The organism is Caballeronia sp. INML2 (genome assembly GCF_023631365.1).
Lineage (GTDB): Bacteria > Pseudomonadota > Gammaproteobacteria > Burkholderiales > Burkholderiaceae > Caballeronia > Caballeronia turbans.
On the sequence record NZ_JALQDH010000061.1, the window covers coordinates 114,348 to 130,620 of the forward strand.

General features: G+C 60.7%; 15 protein-coding genes. 12 read left to right on the forward strand and 3 right to left on the reverse strand.

The annotated features are described in order from the left end of the window. Positions 1 to 104 precede the first annotated feature (104 nt). Positions 105 to 1,028, reverse strand: a complete 924-nt coding sequence (locus NCT32_RS22325; RefSeq protein WP_061118945.1) for a LysR family transcriptional regulator — start codon at positions 1,026 to 1,028, stop codon at positions 105 to 107. A 142-nt stretch (positions 1,029 to 1,170) separates the two neighbouring features. Here NCT32_RS22325 and NCT32_RS22330 point away from each other — a divergent pair, with 142 nt between their 5' ends. From NCT32_RS22330 to ttdB, 3 genes are read left to right on the forward strand one after another with little or no spacing between them, the layout of a single operon-like run. Then, complete coding sequence (locus NCT32_RS22330) at positions 1,171 to 2,475, forward strand: MFS transporter (RefSeq protein ID WP_061118944.1); 1,305 nt, start codon at positions 1,171 to 1,173, stop codon at positions 2,473 to 2,475. A 45-nt stretch (positions 2,476 to 2,520) separates the two neighbouring features. Then, the gene (gene ttdA, locus NCT32_RS22335) at positions 2,521 to 3,420 is read left to right on the forward strand and encodes a L(+)-tartrate dehydratase subunit alpha (protein ID WP_250490535.1); all 900 of its coding nucleotides are present in this window, start codon (positions 2,521 to 2,523) and stop codon (positions 3,418 to 3,420) included. Next, positions 3,417 to 4,025, forward strand: coding sequence for a L(+)-tartrate dehydratase subunit beta (gene ttdB, locus NCT32_RS22340; RefSeq protein ID WP_061118942.1), 609 nt, complete (start codon positions 3,417 to 3,419; stop codon positions 4,023 to 4,025). The genes ttdA and ttdB overlap by 4 nt, the downstream gene beginning before the upstream one ends. Positions 4,026 to 4,040: 15 nt before the next feature. On the opposite strand, the gene NCT32_RS22345 is transcribed toward ttdB, so the two are convergent. Then, a complete protein-coding gene (locus NCT32_RS22345) occupies positions 4,041 to 4,676 on the reverse strand; it encodes a TetR/AcrR family transcriptional regulator (protein ID WP_061118941.1) in 636 nt (211 codons plus the stop codon). A 335-nt stretch (positions 4,677 to 5,011) separates the two neighbouring features. After that, a complete protein-coding gene (locus NCT32_RS22350; RefSeq protein ID WP_061118940.1) occupies positions 5,012 to 5,737 on the reverse strand; it encodes a haloacid dehalogenase type II in 726 nt (241 codons plus the stop codon). A gap of 212 nt (positions 5,738 to 5,949) precedes the next feature. Here NCT32_RS22350 and NCT32_RS22355 point away from each other — a divergent pair, with 212 nt between their 5' ends. From NCT32_RS22355 to NCT32_RS22395, 9 genes are all read left to right on the forward strand, one after another. Beyond that, positions 5,950 to 6,273, forward strand: a complete 324-nt coding sequence (locus NCT32_RS22355) for a DUF6566 family protein (RefSeq protein WP_061118939.1) — start codon at positions 5,950 to 5,952, stop codon at positions 6,271 to 6,273. 143 nt (positions 6,274 to 6,416) lie between these two features. Further along, on the forward strand, positions 6,417 to 7,460 hold the full coding sequence (locus tag NCT32_RS22360) for a Dyp-type peroxidase (protein WP_250490536.1): 1,044 nt from the start codon (positions 6,417 to 6,419) through the stop codon (positions 7,458 to 7,460). Further along, positions 7,453 to 8,256 carry a family 1 encapsulin nanocompartment shell protein gene (locus NCT32_RS22365; RefSeq protein WP_250490537.1) on the forward strand — a complete coding sequence of 268 codons (804 nt, stop codon included), beginning with the start codon at positions 7,453 to 7,455 and terminating at the stop codon, positions 8,254 to 8,256. The genes NCT32_RS22360 and NCT32_RS22365 overlap by 8 nt, the downstream gene beginning before the upstream one ends. A 148-nt stretch (positions 8,257 to 8,404) precedes the next feature. Next, complete coding sequence (locus tag NCT32_RS22370; protein ID WP_061118936.1) at positions 8,405 to 11,182, forward strand: ATP-dependent Clp protease ATP-binding subunit; 2,778 nt, start codon at positions 8,405 to 8,407, stop codon at positions 11,180 to 11,182. 70 nt (positions 11,183 to 11,252) lie between these two features. Then, positions 11,253 to 11,633: a TraR/DksA family transcriptional regulator gene (locus NCT32_RS22375; protein ID WP_250490538.1), complete on the forward strand. Its 381-nt coding sequence runs from the start codon at positions 11,253 to 11,255 to the stop codon at positions 11,631 to 11,633. A 219-nt stretch (positions 11,634 to 11,852) separates the two neighbouring features. Then, positions 11,853 to 12,728 (forward strand): glutathione-dependent disulfide-bond oxidoreductase, encoded by an 876-nt coding sequence (gene yghU / locus NCT32_RS22380; protein WP_061118934.1) that lies wholly within the window; start codon positions 11,853 to 11,855, stop codon positions 12,726 to 12,728. 381 nt (positions 12,729 to 13,109) lie between these two features. Then, positions 13,110 to 14,360 (forward strand): glycosyltransferase family 87 protein, encoded by a 1,251-nt coding sequence (locus tag NCT32_RS22385; protein ID WP_250490539.1) that lies wholly within the window; start codon positions 13,110 to 13,112, stop codon positions 14,358 to 14,360. A 502-nt stretch (positions 14,361 to 14,862) separates the two neighbouring features. Then, positions 14,863 to 15,873 (forward strand): lipopolysaccharide biosynthesis protein, encoded by a 1,011-nt coding sequence (locus NCT32_RS22390; protein ID WP_250490540.1) that lies wholly within the window; start codon positions 14,863 to 14,865, stop codon positions 15,871 to 15,873. Positions 15,874 to 15,973: 100 nt separating this feature from the next. Further along, on the forward strand, positions 15,974 to 16,213 hold the full coding sequence (locus NCT32_RS22395; RefSeq protein ID WP_061118931.1) for a hypothetical protein: 240 nt from the start codon (positions 15,974 to 15,976) through the stop codon (positions 16,211 to 16,213). Positions 16,214 to 16,273 lie beyond the last annotated feature (60 nt).

Consider the following 16,273-nt stretch of genomic DNA (forward strand, 5'->3'; position numbering starts at 1 on the left):
GTCTCCGTCCTCCAGATGGGTATGTCACCGGACTTTACTCACATCCGGGCGCGGAAACCGGCGCGAAACTTAAAGCATTATTAAGTTTTGTGCACGAATGAGGACTACCAGTTCGAACTGACGCGCGTCGGGCCGTCGGCATGCTGGCCCAGATAGTCGCGCAGGTGATCGACGAAGCACGCGACCTTGGCCGAGAGATTCAGGCGTTCCGGATAGACGGCGTAGACGTCGGCGGGCGGCGTGTCGTAGTCGCTCAGGACCTGCACCAGACGACCGCTGCGAAGGTATTTGGCGACGTCCCATTCCGCGCGCATAAGAATGCCGTGTCCTTCCAGCGCCCAGTTGAGCGCCACTTCGCCGTCGTTGGTGCTCAGCTTGCCGTGCACCTTGATCGTCTCCGTGCGCCCGCCGCGGCTCAGGCGCCAGTTGCCATAGGCGGATTCGTTCTGCCGCAGCACGATGCACTGATGATGCGTCAGGTCATGCGGATGAGCGGGTTCGCCCGCGCCACGGAGATAACCCGGCGACGACACCAGCAGCCGCCGGTTGGACGCGATCTTCTTCGCGATGAGTCGCGAATCCGGCATCTCGCCGAAACGCACGGACACGTCGATGCTCTCGTCGGGCAGGCCGATGGGCCGGTCGGTGAGATGCAACTGCACTTCGACATCGGGAAAACGCTGACTGAACAGCGAGATCGACGGACCGATATACGAGCGCCCGAACCCCAGCGGCGCATTCACCCGCAGCAGTCCTTTCGGCGCGGCCCGGCTGCTGGAAACGAGCTGTTCCATGTCGTCGATGTCGCTCAGGATGCGCTGCGCATTCGCGAAATAGACCTCGCCCTCGCTCGTCAGGCTGATCCGCCGCGTCGTGCGGTTGAGAAGGCGCACGCCCAGACGATCTTCCATCGCCGAAAGCCGGCGGGAAACCGCGGGCGGCGTGAGGTTCAACTCGCGCGCGGTGGCGGCCAGACTGCCCTGCTTCACGAGCAGGCAGAAGAAGCCCAGTTCCGAGTCCATGTTCATTCGTGATTTTTTTGCAAGGATGTATTTAGTCTAGATCGATTCATACGCGATTCCATCGGTTTTAACCTTGGTTCCGACTAGAGCAAGGCCGCAAAAGACGGCTAAGACATTCGACTGGTCATCGGAATCAAGGAGACATTCGATGGATATCGATCTGGAAAAACGCACCCTGCGCAGGATCACCTGGCGCATCGTGCCGTTCATCATGCTGCTGTACTTCGTCGCTTATATCGACCGGGTCAACATCGGCTTCGCGTCGCTCACGATGAAGACGGACCTGGGCTTCACCGCCTCGATGCTCGGCTTCGGCGCCGGCATCTTCTTCTGGGGCTACTTCATGTTCGAAGTGCCCTCCAACATCATTCTTCACAAGGTCGGCGCGCGACTGTGGATAGCCCGCGTGATGGTCACGTGGGGCGTCATTTCCGCGGCGATGGCCTTCGTCGAAGGGCCGACCAGCTTCTACGTCATACGCTTTCTGCTCGGCGCGGCGGAAGCGGGCTTCTTCCCCGGCATCATCCTGTATCTCAGCTACTGGTTTCCAGCGCGGCATCGGGCGGGCGTGACGGCGTTCTTCATGGCCGCCGCGCCGATCTCCACTGCGCTCGGCTCGCCGCTCTCCGCCGCTTTGCTCGAAATGAACGGCGTGATGGGTCTGCGCGGCTGGCAATGGATGTTCATTCTCGAAGCCGTGCCCGCGCTCATTCTGGGTGTCGTCGTGTTCTTCTACATGACCGACAGGCCCGAAAAGGCGAAGTGGCTGAAGGACGACGAGCGCGCATGGCTCGTCAACGTGATGAATGCGGAAACCGCGAGCAGAGCCACGGCGGGCGCCGCGCACGGCATCATCAGCGGCCTTGCGAATCCGCGTGTGCTGGCTTTGTCGCTGATCTACTTCGGCACGTCGGCGGGCCTCTACACGCTCGGCATCTGGGCGCCCCAGATCATCAGGCAACTCGGCGTTTCGTCGATGACGACAGGCCTGCTCAACGCGATTCCGCCGATCGTGTCCGTAGTCGCGATGATCTTCTGGTCGCGCCATTCCGACCGCACCGGCGAGCGCACCTGGCACGTCGTGCTGGCGTGCGTGGCGGCGGCGATCGGCCTCGTGGTGGCGGCTATGGCCAACAGCGTCGTCGGGCTCATCGCCGCGCTGACGCTCGTGAACATCGGCATCAGTTGCGCGAAGCCGCCCCTGTGGACCATGCCGACGATGTTCCTCTCGGGTGCCGCAGCCGCGACGGGCATCGCCACCATCAATTCGATCGGCAATCTCGGCGGCTTCGCCGGCCCGGCGATGATCGGCTGGGTGAAAGATCAGACGGGCAGCTTCACCGGCGGACTCTATTTCGTGGCGGGCCTGCTCATGCTCTCCGCCGTGCTCACGCTCTTGCTGGCCCGCACGCAGAAATCGCCGGTCGCGCCCGGCAATGCGGCCGCGCATTGAAAAAACGCCTCCCCCAATCTCGTTACGTTGTCAGAGGAATGCAACATGGATAAGGAACTCGCCATTCAGTCCGTGACGGACACGATGGCCAAATTCACCGCCTATATCGGCAAGCGTCTGCCCCGCGACGTGAAGGCAAAGCTCGCCGAGTTGCGCACGCTGGAAACCAATCCGCTCGCCAAGTCGATCTACGACTCGATGGACGGCAATCAGGAAGCGGCCGACAAGCTGGATCGCCCGAGCTGCCAGGACACCGGCGTCATTCAGTATTTCGTCGAGGCCGGCGCGAACTTTCCGCTGCTCGGCGAGCTGGAGGAAATCCTGCGCGAAGCCACCGCGGGCGCCACGCGGATGGGGCCGCTGCGCCACAACGCCGTCGAGACGTTCGACGAAAAGAACACCGGCACCAACACGGGCACACAGATCCCGTGGCTGGACTGGCGCATCGTCCCGGAAAAGGATAGCTGCACCATCGACGTCTACATGGCCGGCGGCGGTTGCACGCTGCCCGGTGCGGCCAAGGTGCTGATGCCGGGACAGGGCTACGAAGGTGTGGCCGAATTCGTGATGGATGTGATCACGGAGCGCGGCGTCAATGCGTGTCCGCCGCTGCTGGTCGGCATCGGCGTGTCGACTTCGGTCGAGACCGCGGCGCGCCTGTCCAAGCTGGCGATCCTGCGGCCGGTCGATTCGAAGAGCGACAACCCCCGCGCCGCGCTGATGGAGCAATTGCTGGAGGACGGACTCAACGAGATCGGCATCGGCCCGCAAGGCCTGAAGGGCAATAACAGCGTGATGGGCGTCAACATCGAGTCGTCGGCGCGTCATCCATCGACCATCGGCGTCGCCATCAATACCGGCTGCTGGGCGCACCGGCGCGGCAAGATCCGCATTCATGCCGACCTGTCCTATGAAATCCTTTCCCACGAAGGAGTGGTGCTGTGAAAAAGATTCTGACGACCCCCATCAAGAGCGAAGATCTCGAGGATCTCCAGGTCGGCGATGTCGTCTATCTGACGGGCCGGCTCGTGACGTGCCGTGATGTCGCGCATAGGCGACTGATCGAACAGGGCCGGCAACTGCCTGTCGATCTCGAAGGCGGTGCGATCTTTCACGCGGGTCCGATCGTCCGGAAGAAGGACGACGGCAGTTTCGAAATGGTGTCCATCGGCCCGACGACGAGCATGCGGATGGAGAAGTTCGAGCGCGAGTTCATCGAGCAGACCGGCGTGAAGCTGATCGTCGGCAAAGGCGGAATGGGCCCTGAAACGGCTGCGGGATGTGAGGAGCACAAGGCGGTGCACGCCATTTTCCCCGGCGGTTGCGCGGTGCTGGCGGCGACGCTGGTCGAGGAAATCGAAGGCGCGGAGTGGCAGGATCTCGGCATGCCCGAAACCCTGTGGATCAATCGCGTCCGCGAATTCGGGCCGTTGATCATTTCCATCGACACGAAGGGCAACAACCTGATTCAGCAGAACAAGGCCGCGTTCAACGAAAAGAAGAAGCCCGTTCTCGACAGGATCAGCGCGCAGCTCGGCTTCATCAGGTAAGCCGCGCGCCGCCGCCTAGTTCACCGGACGCAGGTACGCGAGCAACATGTCGAGATGCATGGCGGAAATCGACGCCTGATGGCGTTGCTCGACGTAATTCCGGCCCGTGAACATATCGATGGTGAAGCGGTTGGACACGATGTAGTAGCCCATGCCAACCAGCGTCACGTAGAAGTCCAGCGGATCGACGCCCTGACGGAACTGCCCCGCTGCCGCGCCACGCTCGAGCGTGACGCGCAGCAGGTCGACCACCGGCGAGATGGTCTCGCGCAAGTGGTTCGAACGCTCCAGATAGCGTCCCTCGTGCAGATTTTCATTATTGATGAGGCTCAGCCATTGCGGGTTTTCCCGCAAATGCGCCCAGATGGACTGCGCCAGCTCGCGGATCGCATCGGCCGGCTGCATGGCGGTGAGTTCGAGGCTTTGCTCCCGCTGCGCGAATTGCGCGTACATCGATTCGAGCACGGCGACGTACAGCCCTTCCTTGCTTGCGAAGTAGTAGTAAAGCATGCGCTCGTTCGTGCCCGCCGCCGTGGCGATGGCGTCGACCCGTGCGCCCGCGAGGCCGAATTTCGTGAATTGCTCGGTGGCGGCTTCGAGAATGCGCCGTCGCGTGCCTTCCGGGTCTCGTTTTGCTCGTTGTTCGCTCATATGTTTGCGGTTGCCGATCGTATTGCGATATTCATTTGATGGTCCACATTATGCCGACCGTCACGGGCACGGGGATAGCTCCGAGTATAGGCATTGTTGCCGCCTTGACGACAAGAAAATGAAACGCTAGCGAAAATCTTCGAATTTTAGCGGCAAGTCGCCGTTTTTTGGCGGCTCGTCGCATGACTGGCCGAACTGTGGCGATGACATATTCCGCCTGAAGGCGGCGCGAATAAGAGACAGTTAGTTGCGTGAGAAACGAATAATAGTTAGTCTTCCGATTTATTCGATTCGGCACGCGCTATATCGCGCCGTGCCGATCCCTAGCGATGACGTTACTTTCCGTGCAGCGCCTCGCGATGCGCGTCCGCCAGTTCGGCCATGCTGTTGAAGCGGAAGTCGATTCTCGGCTGAGAACCTGGGTCCATCGTCGCGCCGAAGCCGGGCTTTGAATGACGGCGATAGATCCAGCACGACGCAAGACCGAAACCGTTCGCGGGTTTGTGATCGTGGAAAAGGCTTTCGGCCGTGTGCAGAATCTTTTCCTTCCGGATACCGCGTGCGCCTAGCTTTTCCAGCATGTATTCGAAATTGCGCGGCGAAGGCTTGTACGATCCGACATCCTCCGCCGTAATGATCGCGTCGAAATCCACCTGTAGTCTTGCGTTGCTATGGGCGAAGCTTTCGTTATCGACATTCGACAGGATCACGAGTTTGTAATGCTGCTTCAGATATCGGAGCGCATCGGCGGAATCCGCGAAGGCGGGCCATTCGCGAATCGAGCGACCATAGGCAATGCATTCTTCCTGAGTGAAGGGCACGCCCCACTCTTCGGCCAGCCGCTTATAGACGATGGCCAGAAGCGCCTGATAGCGTTTGCCCGGCGTGTACTTCTGTTGCGATGACTCGTGACGCGCATGGGCTTCCAGAACCTGATCGCGCGTCAATGCGGGCGCTACGCGCTCCAGCAACGGGCGCAGTCCTTCGAAAATTCCCGTTTCCCAGTCGATCAGCGTGCCGTAGCAGTCGAACGTCAGTGTGTCGAAGTCGGTCAGTTTCACAGTCGCTCCTGTCAGTCAAAAGGATGCTAAGGATCACAGCGTCGCGCTCGGCCTGATGTTACAAAGCCGTGCCTTGTGAAGTGTTCGTTGCATCGAGTTGGTGTATCGTCAGTCCACTGCTTTCGCTCAAAGCGCGTGGAATACGTGAGCATATAATCGTATAAATCTTCAGGTTGCCTTTATCGCAGCCTTGATCCGCATCGGAGGACCAGATGGAATCTGCCTTTGACGTCTATGCGGGATTCGAAATCTCGGTTGCGGCGCGACGCAACGAACGCGGCGCATGGGTCGCGGACTTGTCGGTGAATCGCGATGGCAAGCCCGTGCTCGCTCCCTGGCCCGAGACCGTGCAACCGGAATGGCGCACACCGGACGAGGCGATACGCGACGGCATCGAACGGGCCCGGCGCGTGATCAGGCAGCACCTCGACGACCGCGCCCATCATTCCTGGGTTGCCACGCGCCGGCACGCCCAAACATGGTTCACCACCGAAACGGAACGACTTTCCGGGCACACCTTTACGCCCGGTCGATAAGACATTCGCTCGAGCCGGATGCTTCTTTTCTAAGGCGCCGGTGCCTCCGCCGGGATCCTGCGCGCGTCGCTTTTCAAAAAGCGACGCGCGCCGTGACTTGCAAATCGTTTTGACCAACCGCTTCACGCAATCGAACTCTTCAGATGCCCAACAACACACCCGAACCACAAGCCGTCTGTAATCCGATTTCCCGAAGCGCGATCTTCATCGTCGCGACCGTGGCCCGCGGCAAAGACAAAGCCGATGTCGTGCGCTCATGGTGCGGCGATATCGCGGCGCTGGTACGCGCGGTCGCCACCCGTGCGCCTGCCGCGAACCTGTCATGCGTATGCGGCTTCGGCGCCGATGCGTGGGACCTTCTCTTCGGCGCACCGCGTCCCGCATCGCTGCATCCGTTTCGCGAGTTCGGCCAGGGCGATCGCCGCGCGATTGCAACGCCCGGCGACATCCTCCTGCATATCCGCGCCGATCACATGGACCTATGCTTCGAGCTTGCATCGCAAATGCTAAACAAGCTGGGCGATGCAGTCACGGTCGTCGATGAAGTGCATGGCTTTCGCTACTTCGATTTGCGCGACATGGTGGGCTTCGTCGACGGCACCGAAAATCCGACGGGCAAGAGCGCTGCGCAATACACGATCATCGACGAAGAAGATCCCGAGTTCGCCGGCGGCAGCTATGTGATCGTGCAGAAGTATTTGCATAACCTGGATGCATGGAACGGCCTCACCGTCGAACAGCAGGAGCGAATCATCGGACGCGAAAAGTTATCCGATGTCGAGCTCGACGAATCGATCAAGCCTTCCTGCTCGCACAGTTCGCTCACGACGATCGACGAGGACGGCAAGGAAGTGAAGATCCTGCGGCACAACATGGCTTTCGGCCGGCCGGGATCGAAGGAGTTCGGCACGTATTTCATCGGCTATGCGCGCACGCCCGCGCCGATCGAACAGATGATGGAGAACATGTTCGTCGGCAGGCCACCGGGCAACTATGACCGGCTGCTCGACTACAGCCGCGCGGTCACGGGCGGCCTGTTCTTCGTGCCGTCCAGCGATCTGCTCGACGAGCTTCCCGACCGGAACCCGGACGCCGCGCCGTCGTCCATCGGCGAAGGCCAGCAAAAGGATGAGCGAGAAGGCACGTTGAACATTGGCTCACTCAGAGGAACATCACAAGATGAATAACTTGCATAGAGAGCTTGCGCCGATCTCCGGCGCCGCATGGTCGCAGATCGAAGCGGAAGTGGCCCGCACCTTCAAGCGCGCGCTCGCGGGCCGCCGCGTCGTCGACGTGAAGAGTCCCGGCGGCGTCGCGTTGTCGGGCATCGGCACGGGACATCAGGCGAACATCGCAGCGCCGAAGAAAGGCGTCCTGGCAAGCCTTTACGACGTGAAGCAACTCGTGCAACTCACCGTGCCCTTCACGCTGCAGCGTGAAGCTATCGACAGCGTGGAGCGCGGCTCGAACGACGGCGACTGGCAACCCGCGAAGACCGCCGCGAACGAGCTCGCACTCGCCGAAGACGCCGCGATCTTCGACGGCTTCGCGGCCGCCGGCATCACCGGCATTCGCGAAGGCAGTTCGAACGCCCCCACGCTTCTGCCCGCGGATGTGGCCGACTACCCCGCCGCGATCAGCCAGGCACTCGAAAAACTGCGGCTCGCCGGCGTCGATGGTCCCTACTCCGTGCTCCTCGGCGCAGATGCCTATACCGCGCTCGCCGAAGCAAGCGATCAGGGATATCCGGTCATCCAGCACATCAAGCGCATCGTGAGCGGCGACCTCGTATGGGCGCCCGCGCTTCAGGGCGGCTGCGTGCTCTCGACACGCGGCGGCGATTATGAACTGCACATCGGACAGGACCTGTCGATCGGTTATACGAGCCATACGGATACAGCCGTACAACTCTATTTGCGCGAAACGCTCACGTTCCTTATGTTGACGAGCGAGGCCTCCGTTTCGATCGCGGCCGTCGAATAGCCGCATCAGAAGAATGGCCGATAAAAGACCTATGAGGGGAATGCACTGCTCATCTGGCGGTGGTGCGGCCTGAGTCGACGATTGCATTGCGTGGCGCGTGATCGTTCGGGCCGGACATCGACCGTCCTGAACATGGAGATACTCGATCATGCCAGCCCTTTGCGAAATCTGTCATGCCCGGCCCGCGGTTGCGCAAGTGACCGTCGTGCAGAACGGCCAACGCAAGTCGATGTCGATTTGCGAGTACGACTACCGCCAGTTGATGCGGCATCAGAGCATGTTGAACCCGTTCGACTCGCTATTGGGCGGCGGCGGCCTGTCGCGCCTGATGGGCGGCATGCCCGACCACGGCGATGAGAACGATACCGAAGACATGGTAGCCTCGGTGCCACGCGAATCCGTCGATGTCACCGACGCCTTCAGCGAACAAACGATGGAACTGCTGCAGCGTGCCGCAGAAAAAGCGCACGAACTGCAGAAGACCGAGCTCGACACCGAACAGGTGCTATACGTGCTCGCCGACACCGATGTCGTTCAGGCGCTCTTCAAGGAGATGAAGCTTTCGCCCGACGACATCAAGCGCTATATCGACGAGCACGCGCAGAAAGGTAAAGCGGAGCCCGACGCGCCGGTCGAGAAGATGACAATCTCGCCGCGTCTCAAGAAGGCGTTCCAGTTCGCGTTTCAGGCGTCACGCGAGCTCGGCCATTCTTATGTCGGTCCCGAGCATGTGCTGATCGGTCTTGCTTCCGTGCCCGACAGCATTGCGGGCACGCTCCTGAAGAAATACGGTGTTACGCCCGAGGCCTTGCGTCAGAAGGTCGTGAAAATCGTCGGCAAGGGCGCGGAAGACGGGCGCGTCGACACACCCACCGGCACGCCGACACTCGACAAGTTCGGCCGCGATCTCACCGCGATGGCGCGGCAAGGCAAGCTCGATCCGGTGCTCGGACGCGCGCAGGAAATCGAGAGCACGATCGAAGTGCTCGCGCGACGCAAGAAGAACAACCCCGTGCTGATCGGCGAGCCGGGCGTCGGCAAAACGGCGATCGTCGAAGGACTCGCGCAACGCATCGTCAACGACGACGTGCCCGAGGATCTGCGCAACAAGCGGCTCGTCGAGATCAACATCAATTCGATGGTCGCAGGCGCGAAGTATCGCGGCGAATTCGAGGAGCGCGCAAAGCAGCTCATCGACGAGATCACGGCCAAGCAGGATGAACTGATCGTGTTCATCGACGAGTTGCATACGATCGTCGGTGCGGGCCAGGGCGGCGGCGAAGGCGGACTCGATATCGCAAACGTGCTGAAGCCGGCGCTCGCGCGCGGCGAGCTGAGCTTGATCGGTGCGACGACGCTCAACGAGTATCAGAAGTACATCGAGAAGGACGCGGCGCTCGAGCGGCGCTTTCAGCCGGTGCTCGTGCCCGAGCCGACGGTCGAGCAGACCATCGTGATCCTGCGCGGCTTGCGCGACAAACTCGAAGCACATCATCAGGTGACCTTTGCCGACGATGCATTCGTCGCGGCGGCGGAGTTATCGGATCGCTACATCACGTCGCGTTTTCTGCCGGACAAGGCTATCGATCTTATCGATCAGGCCGCGGCGCGGGTACGTATCCGTTCGAAGTCGCGCCCGCCCGAGATGCAGGAGCTCGAAGCGGAGATCGCGCAACTGAAGCGCGAGCAGGATTATGCGTCGTCACGCAAGCGCTTCGACGAGGCGAAGGGGTTCGAAGAGCGCATCAACGAGAAGCAGGCGAAGCTCGATGAACTGACCGAAGCGTGGCAGCGCAAGACCGGATCGGAGACGCTCGAAGTGACCGTCGCATCGGTGGCGGAAGTCGTGTCGCGTCTCACGGGCATTCCCGTTACCGAACTCACGCAGGAAGAGCGTCAGAAGCTGCTCGACATGGAGAACAAGTTGCGCGAGCGCGTCGTCGGGCAAGACGAAGCCGTGGTCGCCGTCAGCGATGCGGTGCGCCTGTCACGCGCGGGCATGGGCCAGATACATCGGCCGATCGCGACGTTCCTCTTCCTCGGCCCGACCGGCGTCGGCAAGACCGAACTCGCAAAGGCGCTCGCGGAAACCGTGTTCGGCGACGAACAGGCGGTGATTCGCATCGACATGTCGGAGTATATGGAGCGGCATGCCGTGGCGAGACTCATCGGCGCGCCGCCGGGGTACGTCGGTTATGACGAAGGCGGTCAGTTGACCGAGCGCGTGCGCCGCCGTCCGTATAGCGTGATCCTGCTCGATGAAATCGAAAAAGCGCATCCCGATGTGAACAACGTGCTGCTGCAGGTTTTCGACGATGGCCGCCTCACCGATGGCAAGGGCCGCGTGGTCGATTTCAGCAACACGATCATCATCGCGACGAGCAATCTCGGCGCGTCCATCATCATGGACAATCTCGAGAAGAGCGAGAAGGACCGCGAATCTGAGAAGGCGATGCGCGCGAAACTGATGGACGTGCTGAAAGGCCACTTTCGTCCCGAGTTTCTCAATCGCATCGACGAAATCATCGTGTTTCATGGGCTCTCGCGCGAGGTGATCCGCTCGATTGTCGAGATCCAGCTCGATCGCGTCACGCGCACCGCCGCGGCGCAGGACATCACGCTCAAGGTCGATGATTCGGTCATCGATCATCTCGCCGATGTCGGTTATCGGCCTGAGTTCGGCGCGCGTGAACTGAAACGCCAGATTCGTCAGGAACTGGAGACGCGTCTCGCGAAGGAAATCCTCGGCGACAAGCTCAAGTCAGGCGACACGGTCAACGTGAGCTTCGACAAGGAAACCGATAAGGTCAAGTTCACCAGGCTGGACGCACAGGCGCAACCGAAGGAAAAGAAAGGCCGGCCCGCCGCAAAGAAAAACGCGGCGAAGGGCGAAGGCAAGAAGGAATCCGCGAAGAGCGAACACTGATCGCCTGCATGGAGCGTGGCGGCACTATCGGCCGCCCCGCTTTCAACCATCCGTTTCATGGAGCATGACCATGGCCAATCAACAAAGCGGCTTGAGCGACGACTTCATCGCGACGCAGCGAGAACGCCTGCTCACGCTGAAGCGCGAACTGCTCGGCAACGAAGAAGGCGGTATCGCGGCCGAGCGTCGCTTGCAGGAAGAGCGCGGTTCGGAAGCAGAAGAGTACGAGGACGATGCTCAGCGCATGGAGCAGGACATCACGAATCAGGCATTGCGCGATGTGAACGATCGGCGCATCGGCGATATCCAGCGCGCATTGCAGAAGATCGCGGAAGGCACCTATGGTCTTTCGGACGAAAGCGGCGTGCCCATTCCGAAAGCGCGCCTCGACGCGATGCCCGAAGCCATACTTACGGTCGAAGAACAGGAAAAGCGCGAAGCGGGCCGATGACGCTTCGGCATGCCCGCTCTATCGTCGAACGTGCCGTCGCTTCAGGCCGCAACTGCGGCGGCGCCATGCGAGCCCTGAACGGTTGCGCGATGGACGCTGGCTCATTCGTTTCTCCTCGTGGCACGCAGCGCGGATTGTCCAAGGCCCGGTCGAGCACGTTTGCGGTCGAACTGCTAACCTCGGGCGAATTCAATCCAATTGCAACGAGGAGCGTGAAGCATGAGCGCATTGCCCGAATACGTGCCGCCGGCCGTGTGGACATGGAGCAAGGAAAGCGGCGGACGCTTTGCCAGCATCAATCGGCCGATCTCCGGGCCGACGCATGAGAAGGCGTTGCCGGTCGGCCGTCATCCGCTGCAGCTCTATTCGCTGGCGACGCCCAATGGCGTGAAGGTCACCGTGATGCTCGAAGAACTCCTCGCGCTCGGCCATCGCGGCGCCGAGTACGATGCCTGGCTCATCCGCATCGGCGAAGGCGAACAGTTCGGCAGTGGCTTCGTCGAAGTCAATCCGAATTCGAAGATACCGGCGCTCGTGGATCGCAGCGGCGCGACACCCGTGCGTGTGTTCGAATCCGGCGCGATCCTGCTCTATCTCGCGGAAAAGTTCGGCGCGTTGGTGCCGACGGACCCGGCAACGCGTGCCGAATGCCTGTCGTGGCTCTTCTGGCAGATGGGCAGTGCGCCGTATCTCGGCGGCGGCTTCGGGCACTTCTATGCGTATGCGCCGAGCAAGATGGAGTATCCGATCGACCGCTTCGCGATGGAGGTGAAGCGTCAGCTCGACGTGCTCGACAAGCGTCTCGCCGACAGCGCTTATATTGCTGGCGATGCCTACACGATCGCCGATATCGCGATCTTTCCGTGGTATGGCGGGCTCGTGAACGGCTGGCTGTATGACGCGGCCGAGTTCCTTTCCGTTCAGGAATACACGCACGTGCGACGCTGGGCCGACGTGATCGGCGCGCGTCCCGCCGTGCAGCGCGGCCGCATGGTCAACCGGACTTTCGGCGAGCCTTCGATGCAGTTGCACGAGCGCCACGATGCGTCAGACTTCGCCGCGCGGACGCAGGACAAAGTCGCCACGGAAAAGTGAGGCAGGGAACTGCGCCGTCTGCGCTGCTTCATCGCGGTGCGGAAACGGCGCAGCGTGCGCGGCGCGTCCATAACGACTTAATAAATTCTCGCAAGCCGCGCCGACTCATAAAAACAAATGCGCGTCATCATTTTCAAAAATGATTTCGCCGCTGCGGCGCGCAAAACGCGATTGACGCCGCCCCGGTGATGCTGTCACGATTCGTAGACCGTAAGATCCGCCGAAATATTTGTTTCTGTACGACGAATGGCTGATCGATCCTGAGACTCTTAGTCGAGCGCCCCTACAACGCGATAGCCGACACACGGGAGAACGTCCATGCTGAACGCTCGGACTGGCGCCAGATCCGCTGACAATGTGCGGATCATTGCAGCTCTGCTCATGCTGGTCGCCGCAGGGTTTCTCGCAATCCGCATGGTCATCATCTATCACTATACGCTGACCTATGTGTCCGATCACCCACGGGCCTTCAGCGATTTCAACTTCTACTATTACGCGTTCAGCACCGTGCTGAACCCGCCGCACGATCCATCGCTCATCTATAACAACGAGCATCTCGTTGCGTATCTGTCGAAACTCGGCGCGAATCTCGACGATATCCTCATCTACTGTTATCCGCCGCAGTTCGCAGTGATCTTTTCTCCATTCGCATTGCTTCCGTCGTTCACTGCAAAACTCGTCTGGGTCGCGATGTCCGTCGTACTGTGCATCGTCGGCGCGATCCTGCTTGCAAAGATGGCCTATCGCGGTGAAGACAGGCGCGTGACGGCGCTGCTTATCGCGGTGACCCTGTTGAGCTTTCCCGTGCTGCATGACGCGTATCTCGGGCAATCGAATCAGCTTCTGTTCTTTCTGCTCGCGACGTCGTTCTTCCTGATCGAACGTGGCAATCGGTGGCTGGCGGGTCTCTTTCTCGCGTTCGCAGTCGTATTCAAGGTGACGCCGCTCGCGGTCGTCGGCCTGCTTCTGTTGCGGCGTGAATGGCGCACGGTGATATCGACGGGCGTCTGCGCCATCGCAATCACGCTCTTCACCGCAAGCCGGCTCGGCTTTCGCGTGATCTGGGACTACCTGACCGTCGAGATCGGGCGCGCGCAGACGCAGATCCTGAGTGCGGGCGGCCTGCCCGGCAATAGCTCGGTCCGTGGCGCCCTGCAGACGATATCGGAGAAGCTCGGCATGCCCGCGTCCGAGGCAACGCTTCACGCAACATCGACAATCTTCGCCGCGATCATCTGTGTGTTCGCATGCTATCTCGTGCTCCGCCGCAGTCGCGAGAGGCGCATGGACTACGCGCTTGCCTGCATCACGATGCTGCTCGCCGCGCCGATCCTCGAGCCGATTCACATGGTCGTCGCGCTGATCCCTCTGGTGATTCTTCTCGGCACCGCGCTGGAGCGACCCGATGTGCAACAGTCCGCTATAGCGCCTCGTGCCGAGATGCTGCTTCTCGCGATTGCCGTGCTCCTTCTGTTTTTCATGGAGCGATCGGCAATGTACACCGTCTCGGCTTTGATTACCTATGTCCTTTGCATCGCGCGCTATTTCGCGCCTGCGTCGGTGGTACGACGTAACCGGGAATCTTCCACCGGTAGAAACCAATGCGCCAGGAGCGACGATAAGCAGAGGTAAGCAATCTAAATCTTGCTATGAGCAAGATGTTTTTTCTGCTGCCCGGTTTACATCTACATCAGAACAAAGTAACCTTTCCTCGCTGATTTACCCCCGCGATACAGGCGCGGGTTGCACGTAACTCGCGCTATCGTCAGAAATTTTGACGCGCCCGAGACGCGGTCGCCGCATATGTTACCGAGGACAGGCAACGCCGAGTCGAGCCTGTCATCATCGAGCGCTTGCCACGCATGGCGCCGCGCTCCCGCTATCCGATTGCATGTCGATGGTGCACTCGGATTTTGCTTCAGACAATCTGTACTGCCTTGACTGTTGTGGCGCACTGATGTGCGCCCGATGCAGCAGCTCATCTTCAGGCAGTCATTCGGATCACTAACGACGCTTCTCGACCATATCGAATACGTGATCGATGCTCGCGTCTCCGTTAGTCGTACTACTTGATATGCAGAACTCATCCATTCCCGCCTTCTCCCATTCCATCGCAGCGGCGATCGTCGCAAGTATGATGCTTGCCGCCTGCGGCGGCAGCGACAGCCCCGCCGACACCGCCGCGGCGAGCAAGCGCGCCGCATCACCCAAATCGACCGCGAAAGCCGCAAGCGGCAGCGGCTCGATCTTCTACGGCGCGAACGGCCATAACAGCAACGGCGGCGCATACGACTTCACGAGCGTGCAGACGCAGCTTTCGCAATTGCAGGATCTGGGCGCAACGATCTATCGCAATGACGTGTACAGCCAGACATCGGCGAAGATGGTCGCGGGCGTCGCGAAGACGATGGAACAAGCCGGCATCACGATGTATCCCGTGATGCTCATGAACCTCAACTACAACAGCGAGGACGACGCCTACAATGCAGGATTCACGCTCGGCCAGGAAACCGCGAGCAGCTATCACTACAAGTACTACGAGGTCGGCAACGAGCTGGAGGCGAAGGCGCTCATCGGTAATGTCGACGGCACCGTCTGGTATCAATACGACAACTGGTCCTACACGCTCGCACGCGGCGCGATCCGCGGCCTGATCGCGGGCGTGAAGTCCGTCGACGGCTCGGCGAAGATCGTGCTGGGCGGCACGTGGATGCACACCGCCTTCTTTCAGATGCTCGCCGACGGCTCGCAACCCGATGGCACCTGGGGTCATCCGGCCGTGGGCTGGGACGTCACTTCGTGGCACTGGTATTCGAACGAAGGCGACATCACGCACGCCTGCGGGGGAACGGGATGTCATGACGTGCTCCAGATACTCCACGACATGGGCAAGCCGATCTGGATCAACGAGTTCGGCGTGCGCCCGGACTTGGGCTCTTACGACCAGATCGCGACTTACATGACGGGCAACCTGATGATGGCGCAATTCGCGAGCGTCGCGTCGAAGTACAACATCCAGTCGATTCAGGCCTTTCAGCTCTATGACGATGGCGAAGGCGCCTACGGTCTTCTCGAGGGCGACGGCACGACGAAGAAAGCCGCCTACTGGGCCTACAAGGACTTCGTGCAGAACCATCCGATGTAAATCCATCGGCGGTAAGAAACGGAAAGGCGCTTGCGTTCAAGCCCGCGCGCGAAGCGGCCGTTATCGCGGCTTTGCAGACCGGATTGCGACGAGGGCAACGATGCAGATCAACAGTGCGTCCACGACCACTTACACGCGCGACGATGCGCCTTCTCCCCAACGCCCCGCTGACGTCACTCAAGAAGCCGACGCGCCATCGTCGGTGAAATCACTCGCGTATGGCGCACTCGGCCTCGAACGCCCCGAGATGCAGGCAACCGACACGAACGGCTTTTACACCGCGGGCAAATGGATGGCGGCGGCCGTGACCATCGGCGGCATTGTCTCCTTGTTCGTATGATGGAGTCGCGCGCGCGAATTAATAGCTGGAAATAACTTGCACGATTGGCGCTTTGCTCCG

Coding starts and splice junctions, on each gene's coding strand:
- NCT32_RS22325 (WP_061118945.1), bottom strand. CDS start 1,028: ATGAACATGGACTCGGAACTGGGCTTCTTCTGCCTGCTCGTGAAGCAG.
- NCT32_RS22330 (WP_061118944.1), top strand. CDS start 1,171: ATGGATATCGATCTGGAAAAACGCACCCTGCGCAGGATCACCTGGCGC.
- ttdA (WP_250490535.1), top strand. CDS start 2,521: ATGGATAAGGAACTCGCCATTCAGTCCGTGACGGACACGATGGCCAAA.
- NCT32_RS22345 (WP_061118941.1), bottom strand. CDS start 4,676: ATGAGCGAACAACGAGCAAAACGAGACCCGGAAGGCACGCGACGGCGC.
- NCT32_RS22355 (WP_061118939.1), top strand. CDS start 5,950: ATGGAATCTGCCTTTGACGTCTATGCGGGATTCGAAATCTCGGTTGCG.
- NCT32_RS22360 (WP_250490536.1), top strand. CDS start 6,417: ATGCCCAACAACACACCCGAACCACAAGCCGTCTGTAATCCGATTTCC.
- NCT32_RS22365 (WP_250490537.1), top strand. CDS start 7,453: ATGAATAACTTGCATAGAGAGCTTGCGCCGATCTCCGGCGCCGCATGG.
- NCT32_RS22370 (WP_061118936.1), top strand. CDS start 8,405: ATGCCAGCCCTTTGCGAAATCTGTCATGCCCGGCCCGCGGTTGCGCAA.
- NCT32_RS22375 (WP_250490538.1), top strand. CDS start 11,253: ATGGCCAATCAACAAAGCGGCTTGAGCGACGACTTCATCGCGACGCAG.
- yghU (WP_061118934.1), top strand. CDS start 11,853: ATGAGCGCATTGCCCGAATACGTGCCGCCGGCCGTGTGGACATGGAGC.
- NCT32_RS22385 (WP_250490539.1), top strand. CDS start 13,110: ATGCTGGTCGCCGCAGGGTTTCTCGCAATCCGCATGGTCATCATCTAT.
- NCT32_RS22390 (WP_250490540.1), top strand. CDS start 14,863: ATGATGCTTGCCGCCTGCGGCGGCAGCGACAGCCCCGCCGACACCGCC.
- NCT32_RS22395 (WP_061118931.1), top strand. CDS start 15,974: ATGCAGATCAACAGTGCGTCCACGACCACTTACACGCGCGACGATGCG.